The sequence below is a fragment of the Pseudomonas sp. S1(2024) genome, from assembly GCF_046557535.1.
The window spans coordinates 82,258-97,521 of sequence record NZ_JBKGFP010000048.1 but is presented as its reverse complement, the minus strand read 5'-3'; the positions used below and the strand labels follow the sequence as shown (position 1 = coordinate 97,521).

15 protein-coding genes are annotated in these 15,264 nt (G+C 64.6%); 10 read left to right on the top strand and 5 right to left on the bottom strand.

All coding sequences use genetic code 11. The annotated features are described in order from the left end of the window. Positions 1-129: 129 nt before the first annotated feature. Together ACLCGK_RS14065 and ACLCGK_RS14060 are read left to right on the top strand one after the other, a co-directional pair. Positions 130-609 (top strand): NYN domain-containing protein, encoded by a 480-nt coding sequence (locus ACLCGK_RS14065; RefSeq protein ID WP_004576858.1) that lies wholly within the window; start codon positions 130-132, stop codon positions 607-609. Between the two features lie 9 nt (positions 610-618). Next, positions 619-1,224, top strand: a complete 606-nt coding sequence (locus ACLCGK_RS14060; protein ID WP_039613572.1) for a PolC-type DNA polymerase III — start codon at positions 619-621, stop codon at positions 1,222-1,224. Here the strand turns inward: ACLCGK_RS14060 and ACLCGK_RS14055 are convergent. Further along, positions 1,221-1,670: an Lrp/AsnC family transcriptional regulator gene (locus ACLCGK_RS14055; protein ID WP_410952211.1), complete on the bottom strand. Its 450-nt coding sequence runs from the start codon at positions 1,668-1,670 to the stop codon at positions 1,221-1,223. The two genes, ACLCGK_RS14060 and ACLCGK_RS14055, sit on opposite strands and share 4 nt — an antisense overlap. A 154-nt stretch (positions 1,671-1,824) precedes the next feature. Between ACLCGK_RS14055 and yedA the strand changes: the two genes are divergently transcribed. Continuing rightward, positions 1,825-2,745, top strand: coding sequence for a drug/metabolite exporter YedA (gene yedA, locus ACLCGK_RS14050; protein WP_015271917.1), 921 nt, complete (start codon positions 1,825-1,827; stop codon positions 2,743-2,745). Between the two features lie 55 nt (positions 2,746-2,800). Next, positions 2,801-4,132, top strand: a complete 1,332-nt coding sequence (locus ACLCGK_RS14045; RefSeq protein WP_410952210.1) for a DEAD/DEAH box helicase — start codon at positions 2,801-2,803, stop codon at positions 4,130-4,132. 120 nt (positions 4,133-4,252) lie between these two features. Here ACLCGK_RS14045 and ACLCGK_RS14040 read toward each other — a convergent pair whose 3' ends face one another. The 3 genes from ACLCGK_RS14040 to ACLCGK_RS14030 form a co-directional block, all read right to left on the bottom strand. Then, positions 4,253-5,488, bottom strand: coding sequence for a TIGR03862 family flavoprotein (locus tag ACLCGK_RS14040; RefSeq protein ID WP_410952209.1), 1,236 nt, complete (start codon positions 5,486-5,488; stop codon positions 4,253-4,255). Between the two features lie 148 nt (positions 5,489-5,636). Then, positions 5,637-6,551, bottom strand: coding sequence for a histone deacetylase (locus ACLCGK_RS14035; RefSeq protein WP_015271914.1), 915 nt, complete (start codon positions 6,549-6,551; stop codon positions 5,637-5,639). A 194-nt stretch (positions 6,552-6,745) separates the two neighbouring features. Further along, positions 6,746-7,438, bottom strand: a complete 693-nt coding sequence (locus ACLCGK_RS14030) for a histidine phosphatase family protein (protein WP_410952208.1) — start codon at positions 7,436-7,438, stop codon at positions 6,746-6,748. Positions 7,439-7,617: 179 nt separating this feature from the next. On the opposite strand from ACLCGK_RS14030, the gene ACLCGK_RS14025 reads away from it, so the two are divergent. From ACLCGK_RS14025 to ACLCGK_RS14010, 4 genes are all read left to right on the top strand, one after another. Continuing rightward, a complete protein-coding gene (locus tag ACLCGK_RS14025; RefSeq protein ID WP_013974316.1) occupies positions 7,618-8,187 on the top strand; it encodes a GNAT family N-acetyltransferase in 570 nt (189 codons plus the stop codon). A gap of 95 nt (positions 8,188-8,282) precedes the next feature. Beyond that, a complete protein-coding gene (gene tesB, locus ACLCGK_RS14020) occupies positions 8,283-9,152 on the top strand; it encodes an acyl-CoA thioesterase II (RefSeq protein WP_025340733.1) in 870 nt (289 codons plus the stop codon). Continuing rightward, positions 9,149-9,739, top strand: coding sequence for an HAD family hydrolase (locus ACLCGK_RS14015; protein ID WP_013974314.1), 591 nt, complete (start codon positions 9,149-9,151; stop codon positions 9,737-9,739). Before tesB ends, ACLCGK_RS14015 begins: the two co-directional genes overlap by 4 nt. 163 nt (positions 9,740-9,902) lie before the next feature. After that, positions 9,903-10,913, top strand: coding sequence for a zinc-dependent alcohol dehydrogenase family protein (locus tag ACLCGK_RS14010; RefSeq protein WP_410952207.1), 1,011 nt, complete (start codon positions 9,903-9,905; stop codon positions 10,911-10,913). Between the two features lie 148 nt (positions 10,914-11,061). Here the strand turns inward: ACLCGK_RS14010 and ACLCGK_RS14005 are convergent, their stop codons facing one another. Then, positions 11,062-11,769 (bottom strand): FadR/GntR family transcriptional regulator, encoded by a 708-nt coding sequence (locus tag ACLCGK_RS14005; protein ID WP_410952206.1) that lies wholly within the window; start codon positions 11,767-11,769, stop codon positions 11,062-11,064. Positions 11,770-12,030: 261 nt separating this feature from the next. Here ACLCGK_RS14005 and ACLCGK_RS14000 point away from each other — a divergent pair, with 261 nt between their 5' ends. Next, positions 12,031-13,383 (top strand): MFS transporter, encoded by a 1,353-nt coding sequence (locus ACLCGK_RS14000; RefSeq protein WP_410952205.1) that lies wholly within the window; start codon positions 12,031-12,033, stop codon positions 13,381-13,383. 19 nt (positions 13,384-13,402) lie between these two features. Next, positions 13,403-14,749 carry a glucarate dehydratase gene (gene gudD / locus ACLCGK_RS13995; RefSeq protein WP_410952204.1) on the top strand — a complete coding sequence of 449 codons (1,347 nt, stop codon included), beginning with the start codon at positions 13,403-13,405 and terminating at the stop codon, positions 14,747-14,749. The last annotated feature ends 515 nt before the right edge of the window (positions 14,750-15,264 follow it).

The window sequence follows — 15,264 nt, the reverse complement described above, 5'->3', positions numbered from 1 at the left end:
TTTTTTCTCCCTTTTCTCAACCCATGCCCCCTCTTGAGGGGTCCCGAAACCCTTTGTGGGGGCGGCCTTGTGTCGCGAAAGGGCTGCAAAGCAGCCCCCAGCATTCCAGGCCGACCAAGGGGTTCCAAGGTGAAAAAGATCGCGCTGTTCGCCGATGTGCAGAACCTCTACTACACCGTGCGCCAGGCCCACGGCTGCCATTTCAACTACACCGCCCTGTGGGCCGATGTCAGCCGCGAAGGTCAGATCGTCGAGGCCGTGGCCTATGCCATCGACCGTGGCGACAGCAAGCAGCAGCAGTTCCAGCAGATCCTGCGCAACCTCGGTTTCGATGTGCGCCTCAAGCCCTTCATCCAGCGCAGCGATGGCTCGGCCAAAGGTGACTGGGATGTGGGTATTACCTTGGATGTGATCGACGCCGCCAGCCGCGTCGACCAAGTGGTACTGGCCTCCGGCGATGGCGATTTCGACCTGCTGCTGGAGCGTGTGATACAGCGCCATGGCACCGAGGCAGTGGTGTATGGTGTGCCCGGGCTTACCGCACTGTCGCTGATCCGTGCCGCCACCCGTTATGTGCCCATCGAGGGTGCGCTGTTGCTCAAACACTGAGGCCCCTGCATGGAACGTATCGCTGTCATCGACTTTGAAACCACCGGCATCAGCCCCGGCGCCGGCTGCCGCGCCACCGAGGTGGCGGTGGTGATGCTGGAGGGCGGGCGCATCGTCGAGCGCTACCAGAGCCTGATGAACGCGGGTGTGCCGGTACCGGCATTCGTCGCCGGGCTCACTGGCATCACCACCGCCATGCTGCGTAGTGCGCCGCCGGTGGACAAGGTGATGAACGAAGTGGCCGAGTTCGTTGGTGGCACCCCGCTGCTGGCACACAATGCCGCCTTCGACCAGAAATTCTGGGACTACGAACTGGGCCGCATCGGCCGAAGCCGCAGCCAGGCCTTCGCCTGCTCCTTGCTGCTGTCACGACGCCTGTTGCCGGCGGCACCGAACCACAAGCTGGGCACCCTGACCCGCTGGGCCGGGCTGCCGGATACCGGTACCGCGCACCGGGCCATGGCCGATGCCGAAATGGCCGCCAACCTGCTGCAACACCTGGCTGGCGTGCTGCGCCAGGGCCATGGTGTACAGCAACTCTCGCACGACCTGCTCTGCCGCCTGCAGAAAACCCCGGCCGCCAAGGTTCGTGAAACCCTGGCCAGGTTCTGTTAGGGCTTCTTCTCCAGTTGCGCCAGCGGCACCCGCCGCTCCACAGCGCTGGAGAGAATGATCGAGGTCTTGCTGAAGCCGAACTGCGCGACCCGGTTGATCAGATCTTCAAGCTCCGGCATCGAACCCACCGCTGCCTGCATGATGACGCAGGGGTCGCCGGTTACCCGGTGGCATTCGGTCAATTGGGGGATCTGGGTCAACGCTTCGTAGGCCTGCTGGTTGCCGTGGCTGGCCAGGCGCAGTTCGATCACGCACTGGATCGGCAGGCCGATCTTGCTCATGTCGACCTTGGCCTGGTAGCCGGTGATAACCCCGCTGGCCTCGAGCTTGGCCACCCGCTCGGCCACCGCCGGCGCCGACAGGTTCACCTGGCGCGCCAGTTGCGCGAAGGTGGCGCGGCCATTGTCGAGCAGGGCGGCGAGCAGCATGCGGTCGTACTTGTCCATGGGTTATTCCTGCCTGGTTTCGATTCGATTGAAAAGCATCCGAATAACCATGCAATGCAAAGTGTTCGGGTAATTTAAAGCTGTTTTGTAACTTAAGTTTACACGATGGCCTTTCTAAACTAAGCCACCCGTAAACGGATTTCGAGTGTTTCCCATGCCTGCCTCCCGTCGCTTCCCGTTGTTGCTCATTGGCGCTTTCCTGGCCTTGTACCTGGTCTGGGGCTCCACCTACCTGTTCATTCGCATAGGCGTCGAGAGCTGGCCACCGATGCTCATGGCCGGAGTGCGCTTCCTGATTGCCGGGGGCCTGCTGTATGGCTTCTTGCGCTGGCGCGGTGTGCCGGCACCGACCTGGCCGCAGTGGCGGGCTGCGGGGGCGATCGGTTTCCTGCTGCTCAGCTGTGGTAACGGTGGCGTGACCGTGGCCGAGCATGCCGGTGTGGCCTCGGGCGTCGCTGCGCTGGCGGTGGCGACGGTGCCGCTGTTCACGTTGCTGTTCGGCCTGCTGTTCGGGCACCGCAATTCGAAGCTGGAGTGGGCGGGGATCGCCCTCGGGTTGGTGGGTATCGGCCTGCTGAACCTGGGCTCCAACCTTCAGGCAAGCCCGATTGGCGCGGCGCTGATCATCTTTGCGGCGGCGTCGTGGGCGTTCGGCTCGGTGTGGAGCAAGACCTTGCCGCTGCCCCAGGGGCCCATGGCCAGCGCCGCAGAAATGCTCGTTGGTGGCGCTGTGCTGCTGCTCGGCAGCGCGCTGTCTGGCGAGCGCATGACGCAGATGCCGACCGCTGCCGGCTGGGGGGCACTGGCCTACCTGGTGTTCTTCGGTTCGATCCTGGCGTTCAGTGCCTACATGTACTTGCTCAAGCACGTGCGCCCCGCAGCTGCCACCAGCTATGCCTACGTCAACCCGGCGGTGGCCGTGCTGCTGGGCATCGTCTTTGCCGGTGAGCAGATTGGTGCCGAAGAATGTGTGGCCATGGCGGTGATCATCGGCGCGGTGGTGCTGATCGGCCTGCCGCAGTGGCGCAAGGCACCTGAGCCGGCGCAGCCGTTGAAAGGCGAAATCTGCAAGTAGGCAGGGGTGATGCGGTAAACTTGCCGCCTTCGCTGAACCCCCTGACGGTATTGCCATGAATTTCGCCAAACTCGGCCTGATCGAACCGCTGCTGCGCACCCTGCAGCAACTGGACTACACCACCCCGACCCCGGTGCAGGCCAAGGCCATCCCCGCCGTGCTGGCCGGCCGCGACCTGATGGCCGCGGCCCAGACCGGCACCGGCAAGACCGCGGGCTTTGCCCTGCCTGTGCTGCAGCGCCTGGCGCTGGAAGGCGAAAAGGTGGCCAGCAACTCGATCCGCGCGCTGGTGCTGGTGCCCACTCGTGAGCTGGCCGAGCAGGTGCACAACAACGTGCGCGAGTACGCCGAGAACCTGCCGCTGAGCACCTACGCGGTGTATGGCGGGGTCAGCATCAACCCGCAGATGATGCGCCTGCGCCGTGGCGTCGACCTGCTGGTGGCCACCCCGGGGCGCTTGCTCGACCTGTTCCGGCAGAACGCCGTGAAGTTCAACCAGGTGCAAACCCTGGTGCTGGACGAAGCCGACCGCATGCTCGACCTGGGCTTTGCCGAAGAGCTGCAGTCGGTGTACGCCGCGCTGCCACGCAAGCGCCAGACGTTGCTGTTCTCCGCCACTTTTTCCGACCAGATCCGCATGCTGGCGGGGCTGGCCCTGAACGAACCGCTGAGCATCGAAGTCAGCCCGCGCAATGCCACGGCCACCAGCGTGAAGCAGTGGTTGGTGCCTGTGGATAAAAAGCGCAAGGTCGACCTGTTCTGCCACCTGCTGCGCAAGCAGCGCTGGAAGCAGGTGCTGGTGTTCGCCAAGACCCGCAATGGTGTGGACCAGCTGGTGGAGCGCTTGCTGGCCGAGGGTGTGAATGCCGACGGCATTCACGGTGACCGCCCGCAGGCCACTCGCCAGCGCGCGCTGGACAGCTTCAAGGCCCGCGAAATCCAGGTGCTGGTGGCGACCGATGTGGCGGCCCGCGGCCTGGATATCGATGACTTGCCGCTGGTGGTCAACCTTGACCTGCCGATCGTTGCCGAGGATTACGTGCACCGCATCGGGCGTACCGGGCGGGCGGGCAACAAGGGCGAGGCTATCTCGCTGGTGTGTGCCGATGAAGTGCAGCTGCTGGCGGCGATCGAAGTGCTGACGCGGCAGACCCTTCCGCGTCATGAAGAGCCGGACTTCATCCCTGACCACCGGGTGCCGATGACCGACGCCAGTGGCCAGGTGATCAAGAAGCCGAAGAAGCCCAAGAAGCCGAAGGAAAACAGCGCCAAGCGCGGGTTGGGGCGCTGGATGGACAGTGCTGAATCAGGCAGTGCGGAGCCGGTGGTGAAGGCAGTGCGCAAGGTGCCGAGCTTCAATGGTGGGGCGCGCAAGCGTAAGCCGTAGCCTGCGGAAACTTGGCCCCTGTAGGAGCGGGCGTGCCCGCGAAGCAGGCACCGCGGTGCATGGCACGGGCTTCGCCCGTGTTCGCGGGCGCGCCCGCTCCCACAGGGGGTCGAGTATGTGTCAGGACTTCAGCCAGCTTGCCGCCGCCCGCCCGGCGCGCAAGCCGCTGGCAAAGCACGCTGTCAGCAGATACCCCCCAGTCGGCGCCTCCCAGTCCAGCATCTCGCCGGCACAGAACACCCCCGGCATGCCCTTGACCATCAAGCCTTCATCCAGCCCCTCGAAACGCACCCCACCCGCGCTGCTGATCGCTTCATCCAGCGGTCGCGTGCGTACTAGTGTTATCGGCAAGGCCTTGATCGCTTTCGCCAAGGCCCCAGGGTCGCCAAAGGTCGCCTGATCGGTCAGCTCGCGCAGCAGCGCAGCCTTGACCCCATCGATACCCAGCTGGCTGTGCAGGTGCTTGGCCATGGAGCGCGAACCCCGTGGTTTGGCCAGCGCCTGGGCAATCTTGTCCACAGGCTTGTCCGGCAACAGGTCGAGCAGCAACACCCCGTGGCCCTCACGGTTGATGGCCTCGCGCACCGGCGCTGACCATGCATACACCAGGCTGCCTTCCACACCCTGCGCGGTGAGGATGAACTCGCCCTTGCGCGGCACGCTGCCAGGAACGCTAAGGGCAATGTTCTTCAACGGCGCACCGGCGAACTTGTCCTTGAGCAGCGCGCTCCAGCCTGCCACTTCAAAACCGCAGTTGCTGGGCTGCAAGGGTGAGATATCCACAGCCCGTTCGGCCAGCAGCGGCTGCCAGCTACCGTCCGAGCCCAGTCGCGCCCAGCTGCCGCCACCCAGCGCCAGCACCACCACGGCGGCCTTCACCAGCCGCTCGCCTTGTGGATAAGCAATCCGCAATGCACCCTCGGCATTCCAGCCCAGCCAGCGGTGACGGGTGTGGATAACTACTCCGTTGTCGCGCAGGCGCTTGAGCCAGGCGCGCAGCAGTGGCGCGGCTTTCATGTCGGTGGGGAACACCCGGCCCGAGGTGCCGACGAAGGTTTCGATGCCCAGGCCGTGAATCCACTGGCGCAAGGCGTCGGCATCGAAGTCGTGCAGCAGCGCGGCGATTTCGCCCTGGCGCTCGGCATACCGGCTGACGAACGCCGGGTAGGGCTCGGAATGGGTGATGTTCATGCCACCGACACCCGCCAGCAGGAACTTGCGACCCACCGAAGGCATGGCATCGAACACCTCGACCGCCAGGCCCGCCTGGGCCAGTGCTTCGGCGGCCATCAGGCCGGCTGGGCCGCCGCCGATGACGACTGCGAGGGGAGGGGAGGCGGGGCTCAGATCAGGCATGGTGGGCAGCAGGCTGTGGAAAAGAGGCGCATTCTAGCGCAGCGCGGCCTGTGGAAGCACTGCTCAAAAAATGATCAGAGCTTTGCAGGCCTTGCCTGTAAAGGGCTGCAGCGCCTTTCCCGCAGGTTATCCACAAGCGGTTCCACAGTCATTGTGAACAACCGATGACGCGTGCCGCGCTGTGATGAAGGATGCCATGGCGCCTGGCCAGGGCTGCGCGGTCCTTGCTGTAGCCACCGCCGATCACGCCCACCACCGGGATGTCGCGGCCCAGGCAGTGGCGCAGCACCGCTTCGTCACGGGCGGCAACGCCTGCATCGGTCAGTTGCAGATAGCCCAGGGCGTCGTCCTTGTGCACATCGACCCCGGCGTCGTACAGCACCAGGTCGGGTCGATAGAGTGGCAGCAGGTAGTTGAGGGCGTCGTCCACCACCTTCAGGTAGGCCATGTCGCCCATGCCGCGGGGCAGGGGGATGTCCCAATCGCTTTGCGCCTTGCGCGCCGGGAAGTTCTGTTCGCAGTGCAGCGACACGGTGATGGCGTCTGGTGTGTCGTGCAGGATGCGCGCGGTGCCGTCACCCTGATGCACATCGCAGTCGAAGATCAGCACCCGGTGTACCCGGCCAGCCTCCAGCAGGTAGCGGCTGATCACGGCCAGGTCGTTGAAGATGCAGAAGCCGGCAGGGTGGTCGTAATGGGCGTGGTGGGTGCCGCCGGCAAGGTGGCAGGCGATGCCGTGCTGCAGCGCCATCTCGGCGCTCAGCAGCGAGCCGCCTACGGCGCGCACGGTACGCCGGGCCAGGGCCTCGCTCCAGGGCAGGCCGAGGCGGCGCTGGTCCTCGCGTGACAGGTCACCGTTCATGTAGCGCTCGATGTAGCTGCGGTCGTGGGCCAGGGCGAGGATGTCGTTGGGGCAGATGTCCGGGCGCAGCAGGGCTTGGTCGGTGGTCAGCCCGCTGTCGATCAGGTGGTCGTGCAGCAGGCGGAACTTGTCCATGGGGAAGCGGTGTTCGGCAGGGAACTCCGGGCTGTAGTCTTCGTGGTAGATCAGCGGCAACGGCATGGGTGGGGTCGCAATCGGGGCCAGTGCTGATCTTGCCATGGCTGGGGCAGCTTTGCTGCCCAATCGCCGGCAAGCCAGCTCCCACAGGTACTGCACAAGGTGAAAAGGCTATGGGATACCTGTGGGAGCTGGCTTGCCGGCGATGAGGCCAGAAAAGGCAGTGCAAGGCAGTTGCCCTGGCAGCAGGAGCGGCGTCAGTGCTGTTTCGTGGTACTGGCCAGCACCCGTTGCCAGTCCGGCTCGTTCAGGCGGCCGAGGATGCGCGTCTTGCCATTGCCATCCACCGAAACGAACAGCGCACTGGCATAGCCGCTTTCACGCTCGCCCCCCGTAACCTTCTGCTGGCGGGCAAAATGGTCGATGCAGCCGTTGTGGGTCACCAGCACCAGGTTATGCCCCGGTCGTTTGTGTGCCAGCGCTTCGCTGGCGAACTGGCTGTCACAGCTTTCCAGCCAGCCCTCACTGGCCACCGCCTGGCCAAGGATGAAATGCGCGGTTTGCCGTGTGCGCAGTTTCGGGCTGCTGAGCATATCGGCGTTGTTAAGGCCCAGCTGGTGCATCCCTTGGCCAACACGTCCGGCAGCCTGGCTGCCGGCCACGGTGATGCCGGTGGGGTCGTCCAGGCACGGGCCGGGGGCGCTGTCGCAGCGCTCGGCGTGGCGGATCATCACGATCACCGCACCGTCGGCCCAGTCCTGCAGCAGGCCGCTGTCACTCAATTGCCGTTCGTTGCCAAGGTCCACGATGTGCGTCCTCGTCGCCAGCCAGGTGCTCAACGCCGCCACGACCATGCACAGGCCAAGGGCGGCACCGAGGGCTTTGCGGGTCAGGCGTCGCTTGCGCCGGGCGTGGATGGCAGGGTGCCCCAGGGTGTTGCTCGATAGCATGCGTTGCTCCGTTGGCATGGTCGCGGCTGGCGCGGCGGTGTTGGCTGGCATCCTGCCAACAGGCCTGTCGGGGGGCGGTGAAGGGCGTGTGAAAATTGCATTCGGGCGCGCCGGCTAGGTGAAACCTGCACCCGCGCCTACGCTGTAAACTGCAAGACGGTAAAACCGGAGCACGCCCGATGACCCCTATCCTGCAACTGGAAAGCGCGCGGCTGGTACTGCGCCAATGGCACGACGACGACCTGCGCGAGTTCGCCGCCCTGTGTGCCGACCCGCAGGTGATGCGCTACTTCCCGGCGCCGCTGACACGCCTGGAGGCAGCCGCGCTGATCGGCCGCGTGCGCGGGCATTTCAATGAGTACGGCTTTGGCCTGTGGGCCCTGGAGCGCAAGGACAGTGGTGCCTTCATCGGCATGACCGGGTTGTTGCACGTGGGCTTCGATGCCGATTTTGCGCCGGCGGTGGAGATCGGCTGGCGCCTGGCACGCCGCCACTGGGGCCTGGGTTTCGCCAGCGAGGCGGCGTGGACATGCCTGCGCTGTGCTTTCGCCCAATTGCGCCTGGAGGAAGTGGTGTCGTTCACTAGCGAGAGCAACCTGCCCTCGCAGAAGGTCATGCAGGCCATCGGTATGCAGCAGGACCTGAATGGTAGTTTCGAACACCCGCGCCTGCCCGTGGGCCATCCGCTGCGCCCGCATGTGCTGTACCGCATCGATCGCGCTCACTGGGAGCGTACCCTGCGCGCCTGAATGCATGGCCATGCCCGGCGCGAATGACAAACCCTGTATTATTTGCCTTCATAAGTGTGCTGTAGAGACGTGTTGCCTTGCTAGGAGAACCCCCGATGAGTCATGTGTTGGACGACCTGGTCGACCTGTTGAGCCTCGAGTCCATCGAGGAGAACCTGTTCCGTGGCCGCAGCCAAGACCTGGGCTTTCGCCAGCTGTACGGCGGGCAGGTACTGGGCCAATCGTTGTCGGCGGCCAGCCAGACGGTCGAGGATGCACGCCATGTGCATTCGTTGCACGGCTACTTCCTGCGCCCTGGCGATGCCAGCCTGCCGGTGGTGTATTCGGTGGACCGTGTGCGCGATGGCGGCAGCTTCAGCACCCGGCGGGTGACTGCGATTCAGAAGGGCCAGCCGATCTTCACCTGCAGCGCCTCGTTCCAGTACGACGAGGAAGGTTTCGAGCATCAGGCGCAGATGCCCGAGGTGGTCGGCCCGGAGAACCTGCCCACTGAAGTCGAGCTGGCCCGGGCCATGGCCGACCAGTTGCCCGAACGCATTCGCGACAAGGTGCTGTGCGCCAAGCCGATCGAGATCCGCCCGGTCACCGAGCGCGACCCGTTCAACCCCCAGCCTGGCGACCCGGTGAAGTACGCCTGGTTCCGCGCCGACGGCAACCTGCCCGATATCCCCGCCCTGCACAAATACATGCTGGCCTACGCCTCGGACTTCGGCCTGCTGACCACTGCGTTGCTGCCCCATGGCAAATCGGTGTGGCAGCGTGACATGCAGATCGCCAGCCTCGACCATTCGCTGTGGTTCCATGGCAACCTGCGTGCCGACGAGTGGCTGCTGTACGCCACCGACAGCCCCTGGGCGGGCAATGCCCGTGGCTTCTGCCGCGGCAGCATTTTCAACCAGGCCGGGCAACTGGTGGCGTCGTCGTGCCAGGAAGGCCTGATTCGCCACCGCAAGGACTGGGCATGAGCCTGGGCGAGGTGCGCAACTGGGTGTTCGACATGGACGGCACCCTGACCGTGGCCGTGCACGATTTTGCCGCCATCCGCGTGGCGCTGGATATCCCGGCCGAGCACGACATCCTCACCCACCTGGCAGCCTTGCCGGCGGACGAGGCGGCGGCCAAGCATGCCTGGCTGCTGGAGCACGAGCGTGACCTGGCGATTGCCTCCACGGCGGCCACCGGGGCGGTGGAACTGGTGCGCGAACTGGCCCAGCGTGGTTGCCGGCTGGGCATTCTGACCCGCAATGCCCGTGAGTTGGCGCATGTGACGCTGGAGGCCATCGGCCTGGCGGACTGCTTCCCGGTGGAGCACATTCTGGGGCGTGACGAAGCAGCGCCCAAGCCAAGCCCGGATGGGCTGCTGAAGATTGCCAATGCCTGGGGTGTGACACCGGGTGAGCTGGTGATGGTGGGGGATTACCGGTTTGACCTGGACTGTGGGCGTGCCGCAGGGGCGCGCACGGTGCTGGTGAACCTGCCGGACAATCCGTGGCCGGAACTGGTGGATTGGCATGCGGCCGATTGCCGGGCATTGAAGGTGATGCTGGGCTGAGTTTTTGTGTCGCCTGTGCGGGCCTCTTCGCGGGCTTGCCCGCTCCCACATGTACTGCACTGCTGTTGAGGGTGGTGAAGATCCTGTGGGAGCGGGCAAGCCCGCGAAGAGGCCGGACCTGTCTATGCTGAACCCCAATCTTTTCCCTGAAGGAGACCTATCCATGACCAGCAAGGCCATCTACGTAAAACCCGGCGGCGGCTACGACAAGGTCGAGGTCGGCACCTGCGAGGCCTCTTCACCCGAGGCCGGCGAGATCACCGTGCGCCTGCACGCCAGCTCTCTCAACTACCACGATTTCGCCGTTGTCAGCGGCATGTGGGGCCCGAGCGAGCGGCGCATCCCCATGGCCGATGGCGCTGGCGAAGTGGTCGCGGTAGGGAGCGGCGTCACCGAGTTTCAGGTCGGCGACAATGTGGTCAGTACCTTCTTCCCCGACTGGCTCGACGGCCAGGCAAATGTGGAAGGCTTCGCCAAGGTGCCCGGCGACGGTATCGATGGTTACGCCCGTGAACAGGTCACTGCTCGTGCCAGCGCCTTCACCTTGGCGCCCAAGGGCTTCAGCCATGCCGAAGCTTCCACTCTGACCACGGCCGGTCTCACGGCCTGGCGCGCGCTGATGTGCGACGACCACCTCAAGCCCGGCGATACGGTGCTGGTGCAGGGCACCGGCGGTGTATCGATCTTCGCCCTGCAGTTTGCCAAGCTGGCTGGCGCGACGGTGATCGCCACCTCGTCCAGTGATGCCAAGCTGGAGCGCCTGAAGGCCCTGGGTGCCGACCACCTGATCAACTACAAGAGCACTCCGGCGTGGGGTGAGAAAGTGCGCGAGCTGACCGGCAACCGCGGCGTCGACCATGTGATCGAAGTGGGTGGCCCGGCGACGCTGGAGCAATCGATGATCGCCGCGCGCATTGGTGGGCATGTGTCGTTGATCGGCATCCTCACCGGCGTGGCCGGGCAGTTGCCGCTGGTGCAGGCGCTGGTGCGGCAGATTCGCCTGCAAGGCGTGCTGGTGGGCAGCCGCGCCCAGCAGCAGGCGATGGTGCGGGCGATCGATGCCAACGGCCTGCGGCCGGTGGTGGACAAGCATTTCGAGATGGAGCAGATCGTCGAGGCGTTCCGTTATCAGGAGAGCAACCGGCATTTCGGCAAAATCTGCCTGACCTGGTAACAGGGCCTGATGCGGTTCTCTTTGTAGGAGCGGCCTTGTGTCGCGAAAGGGCCGCAAAGCGGCCCCCGGCCTGCAATTCTGTAGCTGAAATCGAGGGGCTGCTGTGCAGCCCTTTCGCGACACAAGGCCGCTCCTACAGGGGATCGTGTCAGGCCTGTTCGGGCAGTAGTCGGTCGCGGCTATTGGACAGGTGCAGGCACACCGCTGCCCGCGCCGCGTCCGGGTCCTGCCGGCGGATGGCATTGAGGATCGCCTCATGCTCGAGGTTGGCCAGGTACGCCTGCCGCGCCAGCTTCGCCCCGCTGCGTTCGGCCAGGGCCATGCGGTTGCGCGGTATCAGGCCGTTGCCCAGCTGCAACAGCATTTCAGTGAAGTACAGGTTGCCAGTGGCCTCGGCAATCAGCAGGTGAAAGCGCCGGTCGGCCTCGATGCAGCTGTCGCCAGCGGCGGCCAGGTCCTGGTAGTCATCCAGCGCCTGGCGCATGCGCGTCAGGTGCCCCTCGTCACGGCGTAGCGCGGCCAAGGCGGCGGCCTGGCCTTCCAGGCCGATGCGCAGCTCCAGCAGGTCGCGCACATTCGCCGCGCTTTCCGCAGCGATGCGCAGGCCGGCCTGGGCCTGGCGCTCCATCACGAACGTACCGATACCGTGGCGTGGCTCCACCAGCCCCGAAGCCTGCAATTTCGAGAGGGCCTCGCGGACCACGGTGCGGCTGACCCCATGCTCGCGCACCAGGCTGTTTTCCGAGGGCAACTTGTCGCCTAGCTTGAAGGTACCCAGCAAGATCTGTTGGGTCAGGCTGGAGACCAGGTCATGGGCACGGCTGTGGCCGCGTTTGTGGGCTTGTTCGGTGGCCATGGTGTGATCCGATTGTTGTTGTGCTTGTACGACAAGTTAATCGATAAAAATATTTTTTGCCGATTTTTCCTGCGGTCAAGCCAGCGAGTAGTTTGTCTGTTTTTGCAAGATCGACGCATATAGGCTTTGCGTTAGCTTGTATTTTGTGATTTTTCCGATGTTGTTGATCTTGTCGTACAACTTCGCTGCGCATATGCTCCTCCCCACTGCCATGTCAGACAACCTCGACCCGCACAAAAACAATTAGTGGGAGATCCGCAAGTGAACGATACCCTCGCTCCGTCTGCCCGGAATGAAGGCGACGCCCTGGCCAGCGCCGTGGCCAAGGTCAAGCGCCACGTCCTGCCGCTGTTCGTCATCATGTTCATCGTCAACTACCTGGACCGCGTCAACATCGGCTTCGTCCGCCCCCATCTGGAAAGCGACCTGGGCATCAGCGCCGCGGCCTATGGCTTTGGCGCCGGCCTGTTCTTCATTGGCTACGCGTTGTTCGAAGTGCCCTCGAACATGCTGCTGCAGAAGGTCGGCGCAAGGCTGTGGCTGACCCGCATCATGTTCACCTGGGGGGTGGTGGCCACGGCCATGGCCTTCGTGCAGAACGAAACCCAGTTCTACGTGCTGCGCTTTCTGCTGGGGGTTGCCGAAGCGGGCTTCTTCCCCGGGGTGATCTACTACTTCACCCGCTGGCTGCCGGCCGCCGAGCGTGGCAAGGCGATTGCCATCTTCCTCAGCGGTTCGGCATTGGCGTCGCTGATTTCCGGGCCGCTGGCCGGCGCGCTGATGCAGATCCAGGGCCTGGGCATGCATGGCTGGCAGTGGATGCTGTTCATCGAAGGCATGGCCTCGGTGACGCTGTGCTTCTTCGTGTTCTTCTGGCTCGACTCCAGGCCGCAGGACGCCAAGTGGCTGAGCCAGGCCGAGCAGGAAGCACTGGTGGCCGCCATCGATCGCGAGCAACTTGAGCGCGAAGCGGTCGGCGCGGTCAGGCCATCGGCCTGGAGCCTGCTCAAGGACCGCCAGATCCTGCTGTTCTGCCTGATCTACTTCTGCATCCAGCTGACCATCTACGCCGCCACCTTCTGGCTGCCGAGCATCATCAAGCGCATGGGTGACCTCAGCGACCTGCAGGTCGGCTTCTTCAACTCGATCCCGTGGCTGATCTCGATCCTGGCCATGTATGCCTTCGCCGCCGGCTCGGCGCGCTGGAAGTTCCAGCAGGCCTGGGTCGCAGGTGCGCTGGTGATCGCTGCCATCGGCATGTTCATGTCCACCACGGGTGGGCCGGTGTTCGCCTTTGTCGCGGTGTGCTTCGCGGCGATCGGTTTCAAGTCGGCATCGTCGCTGTTCTGGCCGATCCCGCAGGGCTACCTGGATGCCCGCATCGCCGCAGCGGTGATCGCGTTGATCAACTCGGTCGGCAACCTCGGCGGCTTCGTCGCCCCCACCACCTTCGGCCTGCTGGAGCAGCAGACCGGTTCGATCCAGGGCGGCCTGTACGGCCTGGCGGTGACCTCGGTGCTGGCGGCCATTGCCATCTTCTTCGTACGCACTCGCCCAAAGGGCGCCCCTTCCGATGACCTCAAGGCCCCTTCGGCCCTGGGTCAGAGCCATTGATGACTGCGAGACAACAACCATGAACATGCAGACCCTTCACACCAGCACCCCCGTGGTCACTGATCTGCGCGTGATCCCCGTCGCCGGGCACGACAGCATGCTGCTCAACCTCAGTGGTGCCCATGGCCCGTTCTTCACCCGCAACGTAGTGGTGCTGCGTGACAGCGCCGGCAATACCGGGTTGGGCGAGGTGCCCGGCGGCGAGAAGATCCGCCAGACACTGGAGGACGCCCGCAGCCTGGTGGTCGGCCAGCCGATCGGCCATTACCAGCGCGTGCTCAATGCCATGCGCCAGACCTTCGCCAACCGTGACTCGGCTGGTCGCGGCCTGCAGACCTTCGACCTGCGCATCACCGTGCATGCGGTGACGGCCATCGAGTCGGCGCTGCTCGACCTGCTCGGCCAGCACCTGAACGTGCCGATGGCGGCACTGCTGGGCGAGGGGCAGCAGCGCGAGGCGGTGAAGATGCTCGGTTACCTGTTCTACATCGGCGACCGCCAGCAGACCGACCTTGCCTACCGCAACGAAGCCGATGCCGAGGATGACTGGTTCCGCCTGCGCCACGAAAAGGCCCTGACCCCGGACGCGGTGGTGCGCCTGGCCGAGGCCGCCAAGGCGCGCTATGGCTTCAGCGACTTCAAGCTCAAGGGCGGGGTGTTGCGCGGCGAGGAGGAGATGGAAGCGGTAACGGCGCTGGCCAAACGTTTCCCCGAAGCCCGCATCACCCTCGACCCGAATGGTGCCTGGTCATTGAAGGAGGCCATTGCCCTGTGCCGCGACAAGCACGATGTGCTGGCCTATGCCGAAGACCCGTGCGGTGCCGAGAACGGCTACTCGGGCCGTGAGGTGATGGCCGAGTTCCGCCGCGCCACCGGCCTGCCCACCGCCACCAACATGATCGCTACCGACTGGCGGCAGATGGGCCATGCGATCCAGTTGCAGTCGGTGGACATCCCGCTGGCCGACCCGCACTTCTGGACCTTGCAGGGTTCGGTACGGGTGGCGCAGATGTGCAACGACTGGGGGCTGACCTGGGGTTCGCATTCCAACAACCACTTCGATATCTCGCTGGCAATGTTCACCCAGGTGGCGGCTGCGGCGCCGGGGGAAATCACTGCGATCGACACCCACTGGATCTGGCAGGACGGTCAGCGCCTGACCCGCGAGCCACTGCGCATCGTCGACGGGCATGTGCACGTGCCGGCGCGGCCGGGGCTTGGGGTGGAGCTGGATGAAGACCAGTTGGCCAAGGCGCATGAGTGCTACCGCAACATGGGGTTGGGCGCGCGGGATGACAGCGTGGCAATGCAGTTCCTGATTCCGGGGTGGAGCTTCGATAACAAGCGGCCTTGCCTGGTGCGTTGAGGCATAGGGCCCTTTTGCGATTCCTGTTGCTAGTCCGGTGCTTCGAGCGTACCGGGCAGGCGTAGGCAGACGCCTGGCAACAGAGGCCCCGGGAGACCGGGGCTTTTTTGTGGCTGGCAGAAAGTGGTGATGGCTGCACCGGCCCTTTCGCGGGCTTGCCCGCTCCCACAGGTACACCACAGGTTTGAGGGGCGTGGAGTAACTGTGGGAGCGGGCGAGCCCGCGAAAGGGCCCGTACAGCCACAACACACTCAAATGAAAAACAAAAGCTCCAGACGGCCTGGTGACGGGATCGGGTATGCCATTCGCGACTTCTGACGTTAATGGGGATGCCCTGTCGTGATCGAACAGTTCCGGGGCGTTCTCGTGTAATTTCCCACAGCCCTGCGGGGCTTAAATGAAGCCCGACCTGCACTGACACGTTGCTCTGTGACGCGTGCCAAATATCAACAACAGAGCGCGAGTAACGTGTCGACTTATTGATTTCAAAGGAGATATTTTCGCCTACACCTGCC